This is a genomic window from Mesorhizobium qingshengii (genome assembly GCF_900103325.1).
Taxonomy (GTDB): Bacteria; Pseudomonadota; Alphaproteobacteria; order Rhizobiales; family Rhizobiaceae; genus Mesorhizobium; species Mesorhizobium qingshengii.
The window spans coordinates 1-21,017 of record NZ_FMXM01000041.1; the positions used below are offsets into that span (position 1 = coordinate 1).

The window sequence follows — 21,017 nt, forward strand, 5'->3', positions numbered from 1 at the left end:
TCTATCCGGCGTCAAGTCACGCAGGCATAACCAACTACATTAATGATCGAAATGCGTTCGATTTCATATCCGCGCACCAACGCCCAGCGGCATCCTACGGAGGCCGCGATGATTGAAGTGACGCCGCCAGACGACGTCACCGCTGAGACGCGGCTGCGGCAGCTGTCGCAGCAGCGCCTCGAACCCGGTCGCCAATTCCATGCGGGCGAGCCGGGCGCCGAGACAGAAATGCTCGCCGTGACCGAAGGCAAGATGATCGATATCGGCGCGGTCGATGTCGAAGACGTCAGGCTGGGGAAAGCGTGCCGGATCGCGGTTTGCAGCGCCGAGGATCAGGACTACGCGATCGCCGGAAGTAATCCGCTGTCCACGCATGTCGACGTCGGCCGAGGCGACGCGGTCGAGCCGCATGAACGGGCCATCGAAACGCAACATTTCCTCGATCGCGCGGTCCAGCAGACACGGATCTTTGCGTAAACGCTCCATCGTATCAGGTCGTGCGAGCAGCGCGAGCATCCCATTCCCGATCGTGGCTCGCGTCGATTCGTGGCCGGCGAACAATAGCAGCGCGAGGGTTGCGCGTGTCCACTCCCGGCCGAACGGAGGCTCTTCAAGCGCAAGCAGACGAGTGAGCACGTCATCCTCAGGAATGCGACGCCGCAGGTCCAATAACGCATCAAAATAGTCACTCATTTCCGCAATGGTGGCTGTCATTCCATCGAGGATCTCCGGCCGTGCAGCTCCCAACTCGAAATAGGCCGTCATCCGGCTGAACCAGGTGAAAAGTCTCGCGTGATCCTGAGGCGGAATCCCGACCATCGCGGCGATCACCGCAACAGGAAATGGTTGGGCAAAGTCCTCAATGAAGTCGCCGCCGCCCGCTCGGAGCATGCGATCGATCAGTTGATCTGCAACCCGCTGTATCTCGGCAGCGATGCGGTCGACCACTGGCTTGGAAAAGAGCTTGTTGAGCGGCACACGCCGCCGAAGGTGCTGCGGCGGATCCATATTCATCAACCACTGGGAAATGAAGTCGTCGATCGGCATCATGCGCTGCCGCAATTCCAGCGGCATTTGGTTAGTGGCCGCTGCGCGGCGTGCACCGCTGGCGAAGCGGCGATCAGAGAGCACCGAATTTGCGTCATCGTAGCGGGTCAGCAACCACGACTGGATCGGTGCACACCAGTGGATCGGATCCGCATGCCGCAGCATGTGGTATATTGGATATGGATCATCGAAGATGGCTGGCTCGAACAGACCGAAGGGATCGTCGAGAGGAGTTACGAGGGCAACCGGCATGTCCGTCACCATATTCCCTGCAAAGCGCTGATTCGATCAACCTAGCTGCTCGTTCAGGTCACTGTCCGAGAGCCGCCCGGAGCTTCCAAAGCCTGCCGCCGCTAACATCGCAGGTACCCGGGTGCAGACGAAGCGCCGGGTAACGTCTGGCGGGGACTGGCCAGATAGCCTTCCACGCAGTTCGCGCCCTGCGCGAAGGCAAAATCGCGGCCCGCTTCGCGTGGCCGCGATCCGACTCCCAAGGCGCGCCATTTCATCTGGATGGAGAACCATACGATGGACCAGGTGCCCTGGGGTCGCTCACGCACCAAGGCGCGAACGCGCCTCAACCGCAGAAAGTCCTCGGAGGGGCCGACGCAAGCCCATCCGACCGGTGTCCACTTCGCAAATGCAAGCAGGTCGTGGATCCGACCACGGGCGACCAGCGCATGAAACTGTCGCCGCGCCTGCGGCCCACGCAGTGCATGCAAGCTGCGTCCGCCCTTCTCAACGCCCCAATACATGCGCCAGCAACCTCCGCTCGCGACCTGCGGTCCGAAAAGGCTCTCGATCAGCCCCCATTTCTTCAGCAACGACATTATGGTTATTTCGGTGCCCGTTACCGACACAGCGCAAATCCTTGAGGCTGTTGGAATGCAGGACATCAGAGATAACCAAGCTGCTTGAGCCTACCAAGCACTGTGGCTTCCAGTTCGTCGCGACCAATTTGGCCACCGCCACGACGGGGATTGCGGCCCTCGACGAAGAAGACCTCGAATACCTTTTCATGCATGACCGGGCCGTGGCCAAAATAACCGCCCTCGCCAAACAGCTCGCCGTGATCGGACGTCACCATGAACCAAGTATCCGGTGGCGCAATCTCGATCAGCTCACCGATCACACCGTCCAGATACTCGATGCACTGTACCTGCTTGTTCCAGAGCGGCCGCAGACGATCGACGTCGAAACGATCCGCCGCGCCCTCGCCGCTCGATGCCTGCGGTTCTCTCACGAACTCGTCCATGCCACGCCATAGCCCGTGCACACCGGGAATGTGGGGCAGGTCACCGGCATTTTCTCCAGGCAAGGAATAGGGATAATGTGTTTCGCCAGCGTTGATGAACATGAAGTGCGGGCCTCCGTCAAAGTTCAGCCGGCCGATGATGGCGCGAAGGTCGTTGTGCACCGGCATCAGCTCGAATATGTCAAAATGGGGAGCGATAAGCGTCTTCGGATTCAGCACTGGCATCGACACATAGGCCTCGGTCCGGTAGCCGAGGCTCCTTAGGAACAGCGGCAACGACAACGTCGGTGCGAAATCTGCGAATGTGATCGCGTCTTCCCTGTTGCCACCGATACGGGCCTGCCAGAGCGATAGATCTCGGCGCTGCGCGTCGGACGACAGCACACCCGGCTCGTTGGCATGGGGCGGCAGCCCCATCAGGAAAGTATGATGGCTGGGCGCGGTCCAGCTTGCATAGCTGTAGCGCTTTTGTGCCGGGCCGATACGGTCGATGGCTGGCGTATGCGCGGCCTCGAAGCAGTCATAGCGCGCGCTGTCGAAGATAATCCAGACGATGTGGTTCACCATCACGCCTGCCCCTTTGTCAATTCGTCCGCGTGTTCGAGGGCGCAGAACGCGCGCAGGAATTGCACGAACCGCCGCTCGCGGCCGCTCGCTTCGCACAGCGCACTGGCGACGATCTCGGCGTATTCGCTCCGATTAAGGCCGAGCGATTTGATCAGTACGTCGCGGGCAAAACCGAGCGCGTCGAGATGCGGCGCCCAGCGATCGAGCTCGGCGGCGAAGAGCGTATCACCGAGTAGCTGCGCGGTCCGACGCAACAGCGCCAACAGATAGGCGCGAAGCCCGATCTCTGCCCGAAGGTGCAGTGCAGCCGCGCGACGAACCTGCCGCGCGCCGTCCCAATTTGCCATCGCCTCCTCCACGATAACCTGAAACCGCTCGATGGCGTCGGCGCTTGCTGTTGTTTCGGCTTCATGGGCAAGCTCTGCGACCGCCGTCATGGCTCCGTCGACCGTCTTGGACTTGGCATCCGCCACGAGCGCGAGGGTCCACCAGCGGCGCTTCAGCTCGACTCCGGCATAGAGCGGCTCGCGGACACGGTCCTCGGGCACATCTGATTGTCGGGCGCGATCTAGCATCGAGATTGGAACGGACCCAGTGTAGGTCGGCGGCCAAGGATCGAGCACATCGACCGTTCCAGCGGACCGGTCGATCCGCGTGGCGAGAATGGTCCTTGCACTGTGCACCTTGCCATAGGCCGGACGATACGGCAGTTCGTGACTATCCACCGCGAGCACGACCGGCTGTCCAAGCTCGAGACGCAGGTAAGCGAGGTCGGTTGGATCGGACACCGCGGCCACGAGCTCCAGCCCCGCATATGCGGCGATGCGTGCGCCGAGCAAGTGCCAGCCGCCCGGCACGTCGAACTCGGCTATTGACGCTGCATCGGGATCAAAGCGGTTGAACGACCAGACGCTCGCCAGCATGAACCCACTCGGAATCCCAAGGAAGGCATCAAGAATCGTCTGCAGATTTGCCAAGGGACTCGGCACTAGGATCGGCCTAATCGAATCAGACATAGCCGCCCCCATTCTGCAACATGGTCACCGCCATCACATGGGCAAGCGGGTTCGGTTGAATTGTCAGCGTCACCGGCGAGAACGGGGCTGGCAGAGGGACCCTCGCGCTGAACATCGCCGGACATAGATGGTCAAGTTCGTAGTCGCCAACATAGTGTAGGTGGCTGGCGCGCCAAGTCGCAGTGCTGGCGGGAGCCTCCCGAGGCAAGAGCCAGTTCGGGAGCTGCGCGCGAACGCCGACGACCGCGCCGAAGCGGTCCGTCAACCGCAACATCAAGGTCTGTGGTCCGAGTTCGCCAAATCCCAGCACACCGAGCGCACGCCCAACTGCAACCACACCGATATCAATCCGCTGTCCAAGCGCTTCGACATGGTCGGGGGTGCCGGGCTGCTTCGCGACCAGCTGGTAGGTCACGCCGCCGACGATGATGGGGCGACCGAAGGGCACATCCTCAGCCGGGAAGCTGTTACCCCAGATGTTGACACAGCCGGCTGACCTCTCGCTGTCGAACGTGGCCGCACAGGCATTGCAGTGCGGTGCGAGGTCGATCGCATGCATCGTCATCCTGGCACCTTATCAAGCTTGGATCCCTGCGGCAGCCGGCCAACGAGCAACGACGGAGCCAGCCCGAATATGTCGCCTTCGATCGGGTCGCGCACGCATGCGGGAAGCGGCGGCGACACTGCGCCGAGGGTGGCTTCGAGCAATTGCGACACGTCCCATCGGATCGACAACGGCCCACTGCCCCAGCCCCCCCCCGTGGGCGAGCGCAGGTGCCATCTGCCGATCCAATTCGACGCGGCAGTGGTCGGCTCCCCCTCGGCGACCAGCGTGTCGATCACTAAGGCGACCGGCGGATTATCGACTGTGGCTGGATGGTAGAGCGCTAAGTTGCGGCGGTTGACATTGTACAGCGCGTTGAGCGGACGTTGCCAACGTTCACTTCGCTGGAGCAGCAAGAAGGTGGCATCGTCGGCCACGCCGGAATTGGCGGTACAAAGCGGTCGCGTCATGCCGTCCTCCCGGTGCTGCGGCGGATAAGGCGAAGTCGATGTGTCGATGATACTCAAAGGTGCGAGGGCGCCGGCACCGGCCGGCCCGCGCGGGGCCAGCACACCATCAATGGCGAAGTCCACCAGCGCAAGAACCGCGGACGGCCCGAGCACCATGGCTGCGTGTTGCGGTCGTTGCGACCATTCCAGTTCGTCGGTCGTCTTGGGGTGGTCGAAGTCTATCTCGTCGATCTCCAGGATCGCGCCATCGAGATGAACAACTGTGTAGGTCCGTGTCTGTCGACCCTCCCGCACGATTCCGCACTCGGCGGTGACCGCCCGGCTCCGGCTGACCGGTACTCGACTTTGCCACCGCGCCCACGCCGTCCGCGCCGGCCCGTCGCAATCGCGCGGATCGATGCTGCAGGACCGAACGTCGGCAGCGGCTCCGTCGATGACGAGGCGATGGCTGAAATGGCTCGTCGCCAAGCCGTCCGACGTGCGCGCAAACACCACGCTGCGATCGATCCGATTCATGCGACAATCCTCAATCGCGACAGCCGCATCGCCGGCGCCAAGGTGCCGACATCGTAGAGAATTTGGCCATGCTTGCCGCACAGGGCGTTGGGGTTGAGTTCGCTCTCACGGGCACGCGCCAGACAGCGGGTGAGTACATCGACGCGCTCCTCCACCCGACCACCGGTGAAGAAGCGGCCAGTGGCGCGCCCTGCCGCGACAACTTCGCCGAGCATGATCCGTGCCTCGACATGGAGCCCGCGCGAAAAACCGTGCGACAGGTGATGAATAATGACGCCGCTGCCAACTCCGTCGACGAGTTCCTCGAACGAGTTGGTGCCGGGCGATACGATCAGATTGGACATGCGGGGAATCGGTGGCAGTGTGATCTGTGAAGAGCGCGCGTTCGCGGTTGGCAATTCGCCCGCCGCTGCTGCCGATGCGCGACCATGCAGCTGGCGCACAAGCACCCCGTCCTGCAGAATCCGGGTGGCTCCCGTTGCGATGATCCCGTCGTCATCGACATCGTAGCGCGCGGCAGCGCCACAAGTCGGATCATCCAGCACCTCGAGATCATCCGCCCCCAGCCGGCAGCCGAGCCGGTGACGCAGATCGATTGTCGGGTCTGCAGCACCCTCCGCGAAATGTCCGATCGCCTCGTGCGCAATCAAGGCTGCGGGCTGGGAAGCCAGAACGGCCGGGCCATCGCAGGACACGGTGGGTTGGGCCATTCCGGCGTCGCGCGCGACCTGCACGAGACGCTGCCGCAGGGCGCCGGCTTGCAGGCGCGCCAGTCCATCGCCCGTGCCACTCCATCCCACCGGCATGAACCGGCCGTTAGCCAGATGCAGCCGCCCCGTGAGCGCGAATACGTCGACGGGACGGCGGCACCAGCCGGTAAAGGGCTCCAAGACCCAGCGCTGCGCAGCGACACGGCTGTAGCGCAGTGATGCCGGCAGTCCGACCGCGGCCGCAAATTCCGAGAGCCTCAGACGTGCCGTGTCCGGCGGCGTCACGGGCGGCCTATCGACATTGGGAACGCCCCACTCCGCCGGAGGCGGACCGCTGTGCCGCCCCACCCCGCCTGCCTCGGTACCCTCGCAATAGGCTGCGAACCGCGTAGTCTGAAGCATCGGACTTCCGTGCGGCCAGGCTAGGCCGATCGTGAGAAGTGTACCCTGCTCGCCCGCCCGCTGCATCGGCATCGCACCCCGAGGACTCAGGCAGCCACGAGGCTAGGAACACCGAGCCGTCGCAGCGAAACCTCGCTCGATACGGTGCTCCAGAGGGTGAGGCGGGCGGCGAGAGCGGCAAGCGCCGCATCTGTCGCCTGTTCCCATCGCCGTTCGTCGTCGCCGCACAATTCCGCAAGCATCGCCACGGCCATCGGTCCATGCGTGTCCTCGTCAAGCCCGATGTGACGATCGAGATAGACCTGGAACGGCGTCAGCGAGCTGGATTGCTGCCGCGACAGGGAAGCGACCAAGGTGCGAAACATGCCGGGGATTGCCTCCTCTCGCCCGAACGTGAATGCGGCAGCAATCTGGTGAATATTGTCCGAGGCGATGATCTCGAAGGTCTTGCCGACAAAGGCGCGCGCGCCGACGGGGGCGGAGCAGCTGGCTAGCGCGACAGCCACTTCAGCGCCATCGCGAAGCGCCTTCACGAAGGTATCGATCGGCCGGGTGTTTGCGCCGGCCGCCAGCATGGCGGAACGATAAAGCTCGAAATGGCTTGTCGCCTCACCATCGATCAGGTCGGTTTCCTCTTCGAGCACGATCTCGTTGATCAGTCGCCTCATGCGCGACGAGCCAACCGGCAGCCAGGGAACCTCGACGCAACTGAGGCTCCGCTGCAGGCTCTTCAACAGCGACATGAAATCCCAGACAGCGAACACATGGTGCTCCATGAACACGCGTACGTCCTCGATGCAACTGAGCGCCGCATAGACTTCATGACCTGCAAGTTGGTGACGCGCCGGTTCGAGCCGACGCAGTAGGCTGTACATACCGAGTGCCGACATGCGACTTCCTTTCAATCTGCGACGCTGAGCAGAGCGGCTTGCTCCGGCCTGGCATTGTGGCGAACCGTGGCGTTGAGGGCGATTTCTGCAGGCATTTCCTTGCCTAGAAAACGGGTCACCATCGAGCGGCAATATGCGCCCGCATGGTGGAATGCGATCAGATCCCCAACTCCCGGTTCAGGTAGCGTTACGGCGCGGGCGAGAAAGTCGCGGGAATAGGTCGAATTACCAGAGAGCCAGACCGGACGATCGGCAAGCGCGCGTGGACGCTCGCCGGTCATGATCTCGCATGCATGGTGAGCCCGGTCCGGATAGACCAGCGGTCGCGGAAATTGGGCGACGCTCGCGCTGGTGCCGGCGAAGATTCGATCTGGACGCCTCTTGATGTCGACGACCCGGGCGAAGAACCAGCCGATTGGGGCGACCAGCCATCGTCCCGGCTCGATAACAAGCTCGATCGGACGGCCGAGCCTGCTTTCGAGTTCGGCGAGCTCGGCGGCCGCCAGCCCTCCATAGGTTTTCAGGTCGAACTCTGGTGCGTCCGGGTCCTCCGGGACACCCAGACCGCCGCCGCTGTCGACATAGCTCAGATCGGGCAATGATGCCGCTACGCGTACGAGCCGGCGCAGCCCCTCCGCCAGCGTCTCCGGGGCCATGATGTCGGTACCGAAATATGAATGCACACCGCAGATCCGCAACCTCCGAACGCGCTCCACAGCCGCGTTGAGCTCCGCCGGCAACAGGCCGAAGCGATAAGACGGCTCGTTGCCTATCTCCGGTGTGTCTATAGCGCTGCCGACATTGACGCGGACGCCGACCGCAGTGCCGGGTGAGGCGAGCGAATCAAAAGTCTCGACCTGCGCCAACGAGTCCAGCACGAGGTGGACGCCGCACGTGTGGCAATGGCGCATCTCCGCCGGCGTCATGTTGCTGGACGCAAAGATGACCCGATTGGGCGTGAAACCAGCCGACAACGCCAGCGCCAGATGGCGGGCTGAATTCACGAACACGCCATGTCCGGCGGCCGCAATCTCGCCGAGGACCTGCGGATTGTCGTTCGCCATCGTAGCGAAGTGGATTCGCTTGCGGCGTACCGGCAGCGCTTCCAATCGCGCCAGACGCTGGCGCAACACGGCGAGATCATAAACATAGACGGGACCTTCGAAGCACAGCGCGTGGGCGAGGACATGGGACGGAACGGTCATGACGGTATCACCTCCTTCAACAGCCTTCGTTCGAGCAACGCATGAACGGTGTCCAGTCCGCACTCGGTCGGCCCGCCTCCCGCAGCATCGATCAGCGCGGCGCGCGCGAGTTCGCCGGCCTTTCGTGGCCGCTGCGCAGATTCGAGGATCCGGCGGGCGCGATCGCTGATCATCATCGTGTCGACTGCGCCGCTCGATCCGCGCGCGAACAGCACCCATTGCGGCAGAACAACATCGTTGGCCGGCTGCGCATGACCGGCGATCAACCCACCAATATCGACCGCGAACGCCGCGATCAGGTAATGCCTCGCTTGCCCAAGGATGGTGTCGCTGCTCACCTGCGTCGGCCGCTCGGTGTCGTCGAGTGAATTCGCCGGCAACGCCGCGGCGGAAAGTTTCACAGCCTCGTAGCGCAGGAGTTCGCCGAGCCGTCCATCGGCGATGCCGAGTTCAGCAAGTTCGCGGGCCAGGAAGTCAATCAGGTCGCCGGCGTCGCCGTGATGGCGGCCTCGCCATGGGCGCTCCGCATTACGTTCGGCGATCCAATGCGTCCAGCGCATCAATAGGGTCATCGGTGCATCGTAGTGCGGCAACAACAACGGCCAGAGCCGCTTTAGCAGCACGAGATGTGGTGAAATCTCCTCGACGGCCGCGACGAGCTCCGACGAAATGCCCGCCGTCGCGTAGCGGAAATGTGCAACGAAGATGTGGGGATTTTCACTGATCGTCCGGTCGGCTTCCGCCGCCGCCTCGGCGGCGAGTGGAAGCTCGAGGCATTCCGACCGCCGCCCGATCAGCTCTTGCGCGCGAGCGAACATCGGTGCCCCCGGGAACGGACAAAGCGTGAAGATGTGCGCGCGATATCCGCCGACTTCTAGAAAGTCGAAGAAGCGCGTGAGGGTGTCCGAGGCCGATTCGGGTGTCTCCTCGGGGTAACCGAGAATGAAGCCAGTAACCGGACGAATGCCGACAGATGCCGTCGCGCGCACGATGTCGCGCGACCGTGCAAGATCGAGATCCTTGTCGATCACTGCCTGCATCGCCTGGGAGCCGGTCTCGATGCCGTAATAGATCTCGACACAGCCGGCTTCGGCCATGTGGGCGAGCAGTTCCGGGTCGATCACGTCGGTGCGGGTCGAGCAGCTCCAGGTGACGCCGAGTTCGGCCGACTTCATCGCATCGCAGAAACGATGTGTCCATTTGGCGTCGCAGGTGAAAATGTCGTGCGAGAAATTGACGTGACGACGGCCCCAGCGGTCGCGCAGCAGCCGCATCTCCTCCTGGATACGCGGGATCGACTTCATCCGATAACGACGCTCCCAGAACGGAGCTGTCGCGCAGAACGAGCACTTGAAGGGACAGCCGCGGCCGACGTCTAGATAGAGTGCGGCGTCCCTAATCCCGGAGTAGGCGGCGAAATCCGGGATCGGCAGTGTGTCGAGATCCTCGATCACCTTGCGATCGGTATTATGCGCGACATCCGAGCGATCACGCCAAGTCAGGCCGGCGATGCCGGACGACAACGTCGCCCCACGCTCGAGCGCACAAATGGCTTCTGCGAACGTCTCCTCGCCTTCGCCGCGGACAATGAAGTCGATCTGCTCGAAACGCTGCAACAGCGGGCGGGCGAGCGGTGACGATGCGGGGCCGCCAAGGCCTACGAGCGCGCGCGGCGCCCGTGCCTTGACGCGGCTGGCGATCGCAACGGTGTGGTGGAGCGAGTCGGAGTCAGTCATAAGCCCGACGAGATCGGTGCCGCCGCCGACGATCGCGTCCGCGAGGTCATCGTAGAAGTCCTTGTTGTTCTGGATCTGCCCGGCATTGATCAGCGTGTTGACTTCGACCACGTCCACCGCCGCGCTCGGGCAGGCGGCATGACACGATGCCTTGAGCGACAGAAGACCGACCGGCACGAATGCCTGCATGACATTGATCGGATCGCCTGGCCGAGCGTCAAAGCGACGTGAACCATGGTCGAGATGAAGGCTGGTTGCGAGCGAGATACGCATCGATTTCTTTTGCCTCAAGCGCTGACGGGTGGATCCGAAACGGTGTGCGGAGCATGCACCGGTACGGCCGGCTCCGCATTGATGCTGGCCTTGAACAATTCCTCGCGCCGCAGGATGCTAGCCTTCTGAAAGTCCGTACTCCCGCAGCCGTCGAGACGGCCGTGGCGGACGCTGGAACTACCAGGACAGCGACCGGTACAGAAATACTTGCGATCAGCGACCGCGCAGCCCTTGCAGGTGCTCTCGAAGGTGTCCCAGGTGATGGCGCGGATATCCCACTTGCCTTCCCAGATCTCGGCAAAATCGCTCCAGGCCACATTGCCGGCGCATAGGACCTTGTTGCCGGAACAGGTGCTGCAGGGATAGACGTCGCCGTTGGAATTGACATATGCGATGCCCCGGCCGCTCATGCAGCGGCGGGTCGCATAGACCATCGTCAGGAGGAAATTAAACACCTTGCCGGCGCACAGGCCGAGCTTGGGATCACGCACGCGCTCCCACTCTTCCTCCGTCATCCAGAACCGGGCGGCTGCTTCTACGTCCTGGCTCTGGTTGAGCAGGTGGCCGTGGAGCTTGCCGCGCCCCATCTCGACGAACGGCACGCTGCGCAGGCTGAGATCGTTCTCGATCGCCCAGTCGATAATGTCCTGCAGCTGATGCACGTTCTGGCTGGACGTCGTCGTCATTATCGACGTGTTGAATCCGGCCTGTTTCATCATCAGGAGCTTGCCCTTGGCGTACTCGAAATCGCTGAGGCCTTTGCGTGCGCCCTGCCCGTGCAGATGGTCGATGCTGACGCTGATGATCACGTCGTCGCGCGGGATCGTCGACAGCATGCGCTCGGTGATCGGCATGCCGTTAGTGGCAATCCCGACCACGAAGCCAAGGCTGTGCGCGTGACGGACAATTTCGAGGAAATTCCGATGCATCGTAGGCTCGCCACCGGTCAGGATGACGGAGAACACCCCCATCCGAGCCCATTCGTCGAGCAGGGCGAGAATGCGGTCCGTGCGCATTTCGCCCGCGCGCGCCACCCCGCCTTCGACGAAGCAGTGAGGGCAACGAAGATTGCAAGCGCGGGTGAGCTCCAGCCATGCCATCAGCGGCGCCGAGAAATGAAAATCCGTCGCCACTTCGAGCCGAGGGAGGCGATAGCCCGAACAGCTGGCGTAATCGGCGCCGGCCTCCAGCAATGGCGCCGCTTCCGCGTCCAGCACGGCGACGTGCCCATCTGGAAAGGCGGCAAGGAGGCCGAATGCCTCGCGGCGCCATCGCACCAGCGGCCGGGTCTTGTCGGGCAGCTCGGCGCGGTGACCATGGGCGAGTGGGGCCATATGCTGAAGCATTAGATGCTCCTTCAAGACAACAGGCTTGAGAGGTGATCGGCAATCGACGTCGCATCGAGGCCGCAATGGGCCAACAACCAACGCGGGTCGCCTGCGGGGAGGATGGCATCTGGCAGCGTCAATGCAGAAAATCTGATTGCTTCGCGCGCAGCAAGCATCGCAATGCCGGCCGCACAGCCGCCATGGGTGACGTGGTTTTCGACCGCGAGGATGCGTCCGGTCCGCCGAGCCGACGCGAGAATTGCAGACTCATCGAACGGCTTGATCCTGAGCACGTGCACGAGTTCGGGGACGATCCCGTCGTCGAGCAGTATCCGGCAGGCGGTCAGAACCTCGTCCAACATGGCGCCGACGGCCACGACCGTGACGACCGGCGCCGCGACGCTGAGCCGAACCAGACGTACCGCTTCCCGCGTCAGCAACGGATCGCCGATGCTCTGCGGCATGCCGTTCCGGCGTAGCCGGATATAGACCGGGCCTGCACTGGCCAGCGCCCATTCGAGCGATGTTTCGAGATCGATAGTATCAGCGGGTTCGTAGACGGTCATGCCCGGCATTGTGCAGATCGCGGCCAAGTCATCGCCGGCGAAATGCGACGGACCGTTGCGACCATCGAATATACCGCACGATCCTGCGATCAACGTGACTGGCAGCCCCCCTACCCCGACCGAGATCGCGATCTGGTCGTGGGCGCGGCGCGCCAGGAAATTGGAGAACGAATGGACAAATGGCCGTAGGCCGCGCCGGGCGAGCCCGGAAGCGACGCCGACCGCGTTGGCCTCGGCGATGCCAAGATTGACGTAGCGCTCGGGATAGCTGGCGCGAAATGCACCGGTCTGCATCGATGAGCCGAGCCCGGCATCGACGACGACGATCCGCTCGTCTCGACCACCAAGCGCCGCCAGCAGCGGGCCATAGACCTCAGCCGCGGGCATTCGCCGTCCCCTTTGCAGCCAATTGGTCGATCATGACGAGTTCAGCGGCGGTCAGCGGCGGAGGGAAATGACTCTCCGTCATATGTTCGATGAAGGGTACGCCACGGCCCTTCACAGTCCGCGCCACGATCAGCGCCGGACGATCGGCGCTGCGTGTCGCCGCCAGCGTGGCAAGCAGCATGGCGCAATCGTGGCCGTCTACCTCAGCGGCCGCCCAGCCAAGTGTCCGCCAGGCCTCCGCCAGGCCGGTGACCGGCATGATCTCGTCCATCGGGCCATCTTGCTGGAAGCCATTGGCGTCGACCACGGCCACGAGATTGCCAAGCCGCAACCGCGAGGCAGACATCGCAGCCTCCCAGCATTGTCCTTCGTTCAGTTCGCCATCCCCCAGAATAACAAAGCAGGAGTCGTTGTGACCGCACATGCGGCTACCCAACGCGAGACCAACACCGATCGACAATCCCTGCCCAAGCGAACCGGTTGACGCTTGCACCGCAGGAACGGTGCGCTCGTTAGGATGCGGCTCAAGCTTGCCGCCATTACGGCTGAACGATTCGAGATCACGCTGCGGTATCAGGCCGGTCTGGGCGAGCGCACAATAGAACGCAAGAGCGGCGTGCCCCTTGGACAGCACGATGCGGTCACCATGCGGCGCCTTACCCCAGGAGCCGGTTTCGACTCCGCTCGACATCAACGCGACGAGGATCTCCACGATCGACAACGAGCTTCCAAGATGGCCCTGGCCGGCCGCCGCGTGCGTCCGGAGGATCAGCATCCGCAAAGCGTGGGCGCGCTCGGCCAATTGGCTGGCCAGATCAGCGGCAACATGGGGATATTCGATGTGCATCAGAAGATCCGTGGAGGTGCGAGCCAAGGCGGGGCAGACGGCAGGTCAGCTGCGAAACGTTCGAACACGCGCATGTTCCGCTCCAGCTTGCGGAAGACCGCGAGATAGGCGTCCACGACTTCGGGATTAGCCAGCACCGCCTGAGACGGATAGCCGACCACGAGCGAGTTGCGGATCGCCTCCAGCGCGCCTGGATAATCCTCGATGCGGTAGTTGTGATCCCCTCGTCCATGGCAAGTCCATGGGCAGCCGCGTCCATAGCCGAGCTTTCCCTGCATGAGATCGTGGCCGGGCAGCGGCTGATTCTGGAACTCGACCACCGGCAGGCCTTCGGCCCAGAACACTTGCTTGAGCGCCTCATGTGCCTGGTCGATGGAGACTGCGAGTCCCGCCTCGGCCGGATCGAAGCGGAAGCGGTACATGTGATAGCAATGCTCGCGATCGGCGCCCTCAGATGGACCGGAAAAGCCTGTGATTTCGGCCAAGACCCCATTGAGCCGGCCCGCGCTAGCGCGCCGCAACGCCGTGTAGGATTCGAGGTGATAGATTTGGCGGCTGACCATCACCGCCGACAACAGGTTGATACGATAATTCCAGCCCATGGTCGTGCCGATCACACGATAGCCGCCATCGCTGTCGATCTCTTCGCCGAAAGCCTTCAGCCGTGCGGCCCGGTTGCGGATGCCACGATCGCGGCTCACCAGGACCCCAGCCTCCCCGACCGAGGGTAGATTCTTTCCCGACATCAGACTGGCGGCGCCCACCGTCCCCAGCCCCCCGGTCGGGCGGCCGCCGTAGCTGGCTCCCACGGCCTGCGAGAAGTCCTCGATCAGCGGCAGCCCCAACCCATCACACAAGGTGCGGATCTCGTTCATGTCCGCCGGATGGCCGTGTAGGTGCACGACCATGATGGCGCGCGTGCGCGGCGTGAGTGCCGCTGCGATCGATTGCGCGGTCACGTTGTAGGAGCACGGGTCTACGTCTGCGAAGATCGGAATCGCTTGATGATGCAGCACCGCGGCTGCGCAGGCGATGTAGGCAAGAGCGGGAACCACGACCTCGTCGCCCGGTTCGACGCCGACCCCGGCCAGCGCGCAATGCAGCGCGGCAGTGCCACTGTTGAGCGCCAGCGCGTATTTGTTTCCGGTCAGGATTGCAAGCTCGGTTTCAAATTCGTGCACCTGGGCCGTGCACGACATTTCGGTGAACTGGCCGGACTCGAGTTGTTGGATCACGGCATCGAGGTCGGCGCGGTCCAACCGCGGCCAACGCGACATCATGACATAGCCGCTCGGCACCACGGGGTCGCCGCCATCGATGGCCAGGCGAGGACGGGGCTGAATGATTGGGTTCTGGACGTTCATGCGTGCACCGCGTGCTTCTCGGCAAGGTTGTTGGTCGGGTCGATCGCGGCCAGCAGCTCGTCGATCACGTGCCCCTCCGTGTCCGGCGAGGGCGCGATACCGAGCAGCGCGGCGATGGTCGGCGCGACATCGATCACGGAGTGCAGGGGCGCTTGTGCTGCCCGGCTGGCGACATGTGGACCAGCGGCGTAGAGACGGCTGTACAGGCGCGGATCCAATGGCGAAAAATGATCGTGCCCGCTCGTGAACTCGCGCCACGGCTCCGTCACCTGAAACAGCGGGCCACGGTCGTTGCGGGCCTGATAGCCGCTGGCGCAGAAGAACACCACGTCGCCCATTCCCTCGCCGGCTCCCCCGAGATGGGCAAGCTGCTGACGCGGGCAAATGCTTTGGATCGGGTGCTCACCAGTCTCCGGCACGATGAGTGCCGCTATTTCGCAGCACAGCCATTCGATCAGATACTCGGCCTCCTGTTCGGACACGATGCCTCCCGGAATCGTTCTGCTGCGATTGATGTGCAGCGTGTTGCCGAGCGCGCAGACGCTGGTACCGGCCCAATCCACAGCCTCGCCGCCCGCGATGAATCTGATCAGGCCGCGTTCCGCGAGCCACTCGTTGAGTCGCACGGTGGTATGATGCAGGTCCTGGCCGTGATCCCCAGTTACGATGATATCGGCGTCACCTGCAGCGTCCGTTACCTCGCCGACAAGTTCGTCGGCCATAGCATAGAACAGTCGTAGCAAATCATGTGCTTCGCGATGCCGGGCGCGGTCAAAGCGTGGGTGCCGCGGATCGAGTGCCCCGTGCAGGAGGTGATGAGCCCAATCCACGAAGTGGAGCTGGACGGCGAAGAAATCCCACGGCTCCGCGGTAAGGATCGAGCGCGAGACCTTGCAGAGCCACTCGACATTGAGCCGACACCGCTCAATCTGTGTGGCGATGTCGATCGCGCCAGAGAATAACAGGCTTGGGTCCGTCTGCTCCTCAATCGGACCTGCTGCCGCGAGATGCCGCTGCCATATTTCCCATGGTGCGCTGTGGCTGAACAAAGCGTGCACGCAAGTATTGAACAACGCGATCCGCGTTGGCGCGGCCTCTAGGCTCATGAGCTTGAAGCGCAGCGCGTGGTCCTCGCGACCCGTCCGCCCCTCGACCGGCAGGACGATCGGCTCGCTCCATTGAGCAATCTCGAGCATCGTACATAGCTGGGACCAGTCCGGTGCGGAGGCAATCGCCAAAACCGGATGAGTGTCCCGATCGAGGATTGCCAACGAGAATTCGACCGCTCTGTGCCCCCAAATGTTTGGTAGGCAGAGGCGGCCAAAGAACGTCACTGCGCCGCCACCGGGCGGCGCGCCCGCCCACGCCGGCCCCTCGCCAATCTGTCCGGGCCCGGGCCACCTCGACGTACTGGCCACCGCCGTTTCGTGCAAGCATGTGATTCCACCCCATCCCGCCGCACCGTCGACGCGTAGCGATGCCTGCGACGGATACGATACTGGAAACTTCACCACATAGGATCGGAGGCCATTGAGCAGGGCCGTCTGCCATATCGGCTCCGCCTTGAGCCGGTCGGCAAAGACCCCGGGAACGCGACAGTCGAGCGGCTGCCCGGGCCGCGCCGTGAGGAACCCCTGGATGTCGTTGGTCTGGGGATGGCAGCCGGTCATCATCGCCGCCCACGCTACTGGCGTGCATGCGGGAATGGTGGACAGGAGAGGCACCTCACACCCTCGCGCCCTGAGAGCCGCGAGCGCCGGCATCGTCTCTGCATCCAGGAACTGGTCCATGAAAGCAGGAGCAAATCCGTCGATGCCGACAAGCGCAGTCCGGCGACGCGCGTTTTTGGGCATGCTACCTCTCCGCATCCTGACGCTATTTCGGCGTGCCCACCGCGGCCGCAGCGGTAGCGACGCGCTCCTCCAGCAGCGTTACATCCTCCGGCCGCCGCGGGGTCGAACTGACGCCCGGCGAGGCTAGAGGTGAGTTGTGCAAATGCACGATCTTAAGGTCCTTGCCGACAAGCGAGAGAACCAGGGTCGACCGCAGGTTGGTCGACTGATTGTCGAACGCAACGCGGTTGTGATAGGTGACGACCGCCACGTCGCCGGCGATGCGGATTTCCGGCGAAAGGATTTGTGCCCGTCGGTTTTTTCCCTGGAACTGCTCTTCGTAGCCTCGCCGGTACTCCTCCGCACCGTCGATGCGGGTCGGAACCGACACGCTGAAAACAGAAGCGTCGCCAGCGAACAGATCGAAGAACGACGCGTCGCCCTTCTCGTATGTGGATACGAACGTCTTCAGGAACGTTGTCACGTCCGGTTCACTCAAAGCCATGGCTCATTTCCTCCGTTGGTCAGCAAAAGCAGCCGCCTCGGTCCGATTGCGGCCGATTCATTTACGAGTCCAACCTAACAGCCCGTCTTCTCAGTCTCGCCTCAGGGGCATCACAGCCTGATCACAGTTGACGCCTCGGCGCCCCTCCTCGGTCACGACCTCAGTGCGGACACAGTCGATAGAAGTGAAAGAAAGGCCAGGGAGTCGTCACCGTCCGTCGAGGTGAGGTGAGGAATTGAGAATGAGAATAGGTTTGCGCGAGATCGCACCTTCCGCGTCTTCGCCGACCGCAGGCATCGGGGAGGGTTGATGAGGAAGCGTGCAGCTGGGCTACCCTACTGCTCGGCCGATTTCCTGAGAGGAGAGGATTTATTGGCCGTAGGGCTCGGCTTTGCATCGTTGGCGTCGAGCAACAGGCTTGAGCAGACATCAACGAGCTGCGAACAGGCCTGTTTCAGTTGAACGAGGCCAGTGCCGTCGACGCCCCCCCCCACGCCCCTTTCAACACGGTGCTTCGTAGGCATCCTGATGTGCGCTTTGGTAGCTGACGCAAGCGACGAAAGCAGCAGCTGCGTGTCCGGCCCGACCGCGACACCAAGCTCATCCATAAACGCATGTCTGCACGCTTCGGCGCGCGCGGCCGCCATAGATCGCCGCCCCGTCGCGAGACAGGCTTTGATCATAAATACGTGAACGGTTTCGAGATACGGCTCAATTCGCAGAAACCGACCCGCATAATCAATCACTTCGTCGTAGTTGCAGTGATGGCTGTGACATTCAATAAGAAACTGTAAGATATCCAGGTGGCATTGCCGCAGATACTGCCGCTTTTCCGATACCCACTCTAAATCGATGTCGCGCAAGAAATCTGCCGTATATAGATCTGCCGACCTCGTCAGCACGGCAACGTCCTCGGGTGATGCCTCATCCCGACGGATGCGGCACCGCACCACCGCAGATTCAAACTCAGCGAGATCGACGTTGACGACATTGCAGTCGTTGATCCTGATGTCTCCGCTAGGCTCGATCACAACCAGCCGTTGGCTGGCCGCCTGTCCGCCGATATCGCCCAGATTACGCAGTCGCCAAAGGATCGTGCTTAGTCGATGCTGAGAAGCTTTGTCGTAATCGGCAGACCAAAGCAACTCCGTGACCTCATCACGCGGAATGCTGCGGCCCTGGCGCGCCGCAAGCATTCCGATCAACGCTTTGGACGTTCGCGATAGATGTACCCCAAGCGTCTGATTTTGATAGAATAGCCGCAGACCACCGAATGTATTGACCTTCCATATCATGCATCACCCGTGATACTAATCGTTTTGTAAACCAATGCTGTTGAGCGTGTTGCTTGATGTATACACTAATATTGCTATTGGCAAGCATTAGTACCGATTTAGCGGCCACAACAGGTAATCATGGGGTCAATGCCGGCAATTGCTATCGAAAACTATATCCCTCCAGCCAGCTATCCTGAAGAACGAAGGTGAAGCACGCTCGGCGTGCGTTTACCAGATTCCTCGCGCTAGCACCGCGTTCAAATCGCGGACCGTTTGGCGGCGCCATCGGTGCCTAGCAATCCCCGTGAACGGCAGTGATAGTTGCGGCTACCGCGTCATACCATCAAAACGCGGCAAACATCGGATTCGGCCGGTGGCGTCGGAAGAGCCAGCGATTTAGGATCTGTTCTCTCCGGCCAAGGATCGGGAAGCAGCAACGCCTCGCTTGCCGTGGCAAAGGACATCGGCAGCTTCGCAAGAATCGCCGCTGCAGCGCGGCCGGATCAAAGATGAGTATCACGTCGTCGAAATCGAATTCGCCAAGGGGAAATCCGATCAAATATGTCGAATACTCAGCTTCGCTCTTGATCTTATTCTTGGGCAACGACCGAGATTCCTCCGAATCTACGTATGAACGGGAAGTTCGGCGAGTCGGAATTGATCCGACACACTGTTCCTGTTTTCAGCCTCTAGTATTTGCGAGGAATTATTAACCGCAACGAATGGAATTTGAACTCCACGACGAACAAGCAACGAGTGCTCTATCCTGAGGATTTCGCGAACACTCGCCAGCGCCGCCTCATTCACCTCGATGTAAGCGACGATGTACCACTCGCCATTTTCCTCCAGCGCCATTCCCATCGGCTCTGCCCGCCACTTCAGCGCGCCGTGGTGAGGCATGAAGTAAGTTTCCTGAACGCCGCCCACCGCGCTGAGACCCTCGTTTAGGGCGTACTCCATTACCGCACAGCACAGTTGTGTCAGCGTCCCTCGCAGCCCGGTGGAGCGTTTGTCGGGAACGACGAATGTGCGGGTCCATTCGGCCCAGTCGGCCCGCCTAGGGACGCCGGACTTCTCACACATATGGGGAAAAATCTCCGAGACCATATGGGGCTCGCTCGTTGGGCTTAGTCGAGCCGAGGTCACGACGCGCCCGCCTTCAATGCCGAGCAGATAAGTTGCCGCATCCGTATCGAACTGGTCGAGTTCGCGACCATCTGGACTCGGAGGACGCCAGTGTTTTTGATGCACGAAGAAATCGTGCCGACGGCGCAAAAACTCGTCAAATTCATTCTCGTAGAGGTGCTTGTTTTGCGCGTTGACTACATGAGCCGCAATCATAACGCGATCCCCAATCGTTCTTTGGGGGAATGATTGCAGCAATGCTAAAATCCGTCACCTGTCCGATCGGACAGTTGACGGATTCAAGGATGGATCAGGCGCCTGCGGACTGCTTCGACAATGGCTTGCGTCGTCGTGGCAACACCAAAAGCCTCGCGGGCCCTCGCTGCATGCCATTTTACAGTTCGCTCGGCAAGGCCGAGGATCTGTGAGGTTTCCGATGAGGTCTTGCCGGCCGCGGCCCAAAGCAGCACCTCCTTTTCCCGGTCGGTCAGAGGGCCATCACCGTCTTTGTCGTCGTCTGAAAGCGCCTGGACGATCATACCGGCATATATGGCCATCGTCACCAGTTGCGCCTGCTGACGACGCGGAAGCTCGCAAGACTTCGCTGAAGAGGCAAATGACAGAACGGACTGCCAATGGTGAACGCTCAGCATCGGCACAGCAAAGCCGCTCCGGATGCCAAACTCCGTCGCTTCTCCTGCGACGCGCCGCGATGCTTCCGTCTCCGACCATTTGGCCGGAACCTCAGACCAAAGGAACGGCTTCAGTGTCTTTGCTGAATATATGCATACACCATCTACGGCGGCGTGCTCGGCTTCCACGTAACGTTCGAACCACCCCCTAGGCCAGCCGTTCAATTCTATCATCGGTGCGAGCTTCTGGCCACCCAAAGGCACGCCGCTCAAGATTAGATGCTCGAACCCGAGCTTTTTTGCAGCGTTAAGCAGATCGCTCAAAAGCGACCCCGCTGTTGCATGGTTCCTGCAGCGCTCGACAAAGTCGAATACATCTGAATCGATCATGCCAGAGGTCTCCCCCGCACAGTCCATCTGTAACTCATCTTAGAGTCGGACTCGAAAAGAGGTCAATGATAGCAATATCTTGAGAGACGGCGCGTGATGAGGCGTATGTGGGCGATCATGATCCACGCCTCGG

General features: G+C 62.0%; 20 protein-coding genes. 1 reads left to right on the forward strand and 19 read right to left on the reverse strand.

Features of this window, described 5'->3' with window-relative positions:
- Positions 1–63: 63 nt before the first annotated feature.
- From BLS48_RS32760 to BLS48_RS32810, 11 genes are all read right to left on the reverse strand, one after another.
- Complete coding sequence (locus tag BLS48_RS32760) at positions 64–1,299, reverse strand: cytochrome P450 (RefSeq protein WP_167365335.1); 1,236 nt, start codon at positions 1,297–1,299, stop codon at positions 64–66.
- A gap of 101 nt (positions 1,300–1,400) precedes the next feature.
- On the reverse strand, positions 1,401–1,877 hold the full coding sequence (locus tag BLS48_RS32765) for a hypothetical protein (protein WP_051727001.1): 477 nt from the start codon (positions 1,875–1,877) through the stop codon (positions 1,401–1,403).
- A gap of 65 nt (positions 1,878–1,942) precedes the next feature.
- A complete protein-coding gene (locus BLS48_RS32770; RefSeq protein WP_208604710.1) occupies positions 1,943–2,869 on the reverse strand; it encodes a sulfatase-like hydrolase/transferase in 927 nt (308 codons plus the stop codon).
- Positions 2,869–3,846: a cysteine peptidase family C39 domain-containing protein gene (locus BLS48_RS32775; RefSeq protein WP_143019577.1), complete on the reverse strand. Its 978-nt coding sequence runs from the start codon at positions 3,844–3,846 to the stop codon at positions 2,869–2,871. Before BLS48_RS32775 ends, BLS48_RS32770 begins: the two co-directional genes overlap by 1 nt.
- Positions 3,847–3,877: 31 nt before the next feature.
- The gene (locus tag BLS48_RS35870) at positions 3,878–4,444 is read right to left on the reverse strand and encodes a hypothetical protein (protein WP_167365336.1); all 567 of its coding nucleotides are present in this window, start codon (positions 4,442–4,444) and stop codon (positions 3,878–3,880) included.
- A gap of 2 nt (positions 4,445–4,446) precedes the next feature.
- Complete coding sequence (locus BLS48_RS32785; RefSeq protein ID WP_091586460.1) at positions 4,447–5,415, reverse strand: hypothetical protein; 969 nt, start codon at positions 5,413–5,415, stop codon at positions 4,447–4,449.
- Positions 5,412–6,410, reverse strand: a complete 999-nt coding sequence (locus BLS48_RS32790) for a metallopeptidase TldD-related protein (protein WP_167365337.1) — start codon at positions 6,408–6,410, stop codon at positions 5,412–5,414. The genes BLS48_RS32785 and BLS48_RS32790 overlap by 4 nt, the downstream gene beginning before the upstream one ends.
- A 203-nt stretch (positions 6,411–6,613) precedes the next feature.
- Complete coding sequence (locus BLS48_RS32795; protein ID WP_091586464.1) at positions 6,614–7,417, reverse strand: DUF3050 domain-containing protein; 804 nt, start codon at positions 7,415–7,417, stop codon at positions 6,614–6,616.
- A gap of 11 nt (positions 7,418–7,428) precedes the next feature.
- A complete protein-coding gene (locus tag BLS48_RS32800; protein ID WP_038655075.1) occupies positions 7,429–8,622 on the reverse strand; it encodes a diaminopimelate decarboxylase family protein in 1,194 nt (397 codons plus the stop codon).
- Complete coding sequence (locus tag BLS48_RS32805) at positions 8,619–10,547, reverse strand: B12-binding domain-containing radical SAM protein (RefSeq protein ID WP_167365338.1); 1,929 nt, start codon at positions 10,545–10,547, stop codon at positions 8,619–8,621. The genes BLS48_RS32800 and BLS48_RS32805 overlap by 4 nt, the downstream gene beginning before the upstream one ends.
- A gap of 98 nt (positions 10,548–10,645) precedes the next feature.
- Positions 10,646–11,824, reverse strand: coding sequence for a radical SAM/SPASM domain-containing protein (locus BLS48_RS32810; RefSeq protein ID WP_167365339.1), 1,179 nt, complete (start codon positions 11,822–11,824; stop codon positions 10,646–10,648).
- A 30-nt stretch (positions 11,825–11,854) separates the two neighbouring features.
- On the opposite strand from BLS48_RS32810, the gene BLS48_RS36645 reads away from it, so the two are divergent.
- Positions 11,855–11,980: a hypothetical protein gene (locus BLS48_RS36645; RefSeq protein ID WP_280142562.1), complete on the forward strand. Its 126-nt coding sequence runs from the start codon at positions 11,855–11,857 to the stop codon at positions 11,978–11,980.
- Between the two features lie 8 nt (positions 11,981–11,988).
- Here the strand turns inward: BLS48_RS36645 and BLS48_RS32815 are convergent, their stop codons facing one another.
- The 8 genes from BLS48_RS32815 to BLS48_RS32850 form a co-directional block, all read right to left on the reverse strand.
- The gene (locus BLS48_RS32815; protein WP_038655083.1) at positions 11,989–12,912 is read right to left on the reverse strand and encodes a transketolase family protein; all 924 of its coding nucleotides are present in this window, start codon (positions 12,910–12,912) and stop codon (positions 11,989–11,991) included.
- A complete protein-coding gene (locus BLS48_RS32820; RefSeq protein ID WP_091586466.1) occupies positions 12,899–13,759 on the reverse strand; it encodes a transketolase in 861 nt (286 codons plus the stop codon). Before BLS48_RS32820 ends, BLS48_RS32815 begins: the two co-directional genes overlap by 14 nt.
- Entirely contained in the window at positions 13,759–15,123 is a 1,365-nt protein-coding gene (locus tag BLS48_RS32825) for a DegT/DnrJ/EryC1/StrS family aminotransferase (RefSeq protein WP_051727004.1), read from the reverse strand. The genes BLS48_RS32820 and BLS48_RS32825 overlap by 1 nt, the downstream gene beginning before the upstream one ends.
- Positions 15,120–16,976 (reverse strand): alkaline phosphatase family protein, encoded by a 1,857-nt coding sequence (locus BLS48_RS32830; RefSeq protein WP_167365340.1) that lies wholly within the window; start codon positions 16,974–16,976, stop codon positions 15,120–15,122. The genes BLS48_RS32825 and BLS48_RS32830 overlap by 4 nt, the downstream gene beginning before the upstream one ends.
- 22 nt (positions 16,977–16,998) lie before the next feature.
- Entirely contained in the window at positions 16,999–17,460 is a 462-nt protein-coding gene (locus BLS48_RS32835; RefSeq protein WP_038655089.1) for a nuclear transport factor 2 family protein, read from the reverse strand.
- Between the two features lie 335 nt (positions 17,461–17,795).
- Positions 17,796–18,755, reverse strand: coding sequence for an AfsR/SARP family transcriptional regulator (locus BLS48_RS32840; protein WP_038655092.1), 960 nt, complete (start codon positions 18,753–18,755; stop codon positions 17,796–17,798).
- Positions 18,756–19,361: 606 nt separating this feature from the next.
- Positions 19,362–20,078: an acyl-homoserine-lactone synthase gene (locus BLS48_RS32845; RefSeq protein ID WP_240565321.1), complete on the reverse strand. Its 717-nt coding sequence runs from the start codon at positions 20,076–20,078 to the stop codon at positions 19,362–19,364.
- Positions 20,079–20,161: 83 nt separating this feature from the next.
- A complete protein-coding gene (locus BLS48_RS32850; RefSeq protein WP_038655506.1) occupies positions 20,162–20,884 on the reverse strand; it encodes a LuxR family transcriptional regulator in 723 nt (240 codons plus the stop codon).
- Between the last annotated feature and the right edge of the window lie 133 nt (positions 20,885–21,017).

Bases quoted from the DNA above. Each gene is read 5' to 3' on its own strand.
- BLS48_RS32795 (WP_091586464.1), bottom strand. From the start codon at position 7,417: ATGTCGGCACTCGGTATGTACAGCCTACTGCGTCGGCTCGAACCGGCG.
- BLS48_RS32800 (WP_038655075.1), bottom strand. From the start codon at position 8,622: ATGACCGTTCCGTCCCATGTCCTCGCCCACGCGCTGTGCTTCGAAGGT.
- BLS48_RS32840 (WP_038655092.1), bottom strand. From the start codon at position 18,755: ATGATATGGAAGGTCAATACATTCGGTGGTCTGCGGCTATTCTATCAA.
- BLS48_RS32805 (WP_167365338.1), bottom strand. From the start codon at position 10,547: ATGCAGGCATTCGTGCCGGTCGGTCTTCTGTCGCTCAAGGCATCGTGT.
- BLS48_RS32845 (WP_240565321.1), bottom strand. From the start codon at position 20,078: ATGATTGCGGCTCATGTAGTCAACGCGCAAAACAAGCACCTCTACGAG.
- BLS48_RS35870 (WP_167365336.1), bottom strand. From the start codon at position 4,444: ATGCATGCGATCGACCTCGCACCGCACTGCAATGCCTGTGCGGCCACG.
- BLS48_RS32760 (WP_167365335.1), bottom strand. From the start codon at position 1,299: ATGCCGGTTGCCCTCGTAACTCCTCTCGACGATCCCTTCGGTCTGTTC.
- BLS48_RS32820 (WP_091586466.1), bottom strand. From the start codon at position 13,759: ATGCACATCGAATATCCCCATGTTGCCGCTGATCTGGCCAGCCAATTG.
- BLS48_RS32770 (WP_208604710.1), bottom strand. From the start codon at position 2,869: ATGGTGAACCACATCGTCTGGATTATCTTCGACAGCGCGCGCTATGAC.
- BLS48_RS32850 (WP_038655506.1), bottom strand. From the start codon at position 20,884: ATGATCGATTCAGATGTATTCGACTTTGTCGAGCGCTGCAGGAACCAT.
- BLS48_RS32765 (WP_051727001.1), bottom strand. From the start codon at position 1,877: ATGTCGTTGCTGAAGAAATGGGGGCTGATCGAGAGCCTTTTCGGACCG.
- BLS48_RS32830 (WP_167365340.1), bottom strand. From the start codon at position 16,976: ATGCCCAAAAACGCGCGTCGCCGGACTGCGCTTGTCGGCATCGACGGA.
- BLS48_RS32815 (WP_038655083.1), bottom strand. From the start codon at position 12,912: ATGCCCGCGGCTGAGGTCTATGGCCCGCTGCTGGCGGCGCTTGGTGGT.
- BLS48_RS32825 (WP_051727004.1), bottom strand. From the start codon at position 15,123: ATGAACGTCCAGAACCCAATCATTCAGCCCCGTCCTCGCCTGGCCATC.
- BLS48_RS32835 (WP_038655089.1), bottom strand. From the start codon at position 17,460: ATGGCTTTGAGTGAACCGGACGTGACAACGTTCCTGAAGACGTTCGTA.
- BLS48_RS32785 (WP_091586460.1), bottom strand. From the start codon at position 5,415: ATGAATCGGATCGATCGCAGCGTGGTGTTTGCGCGCACGTCGGACGGC.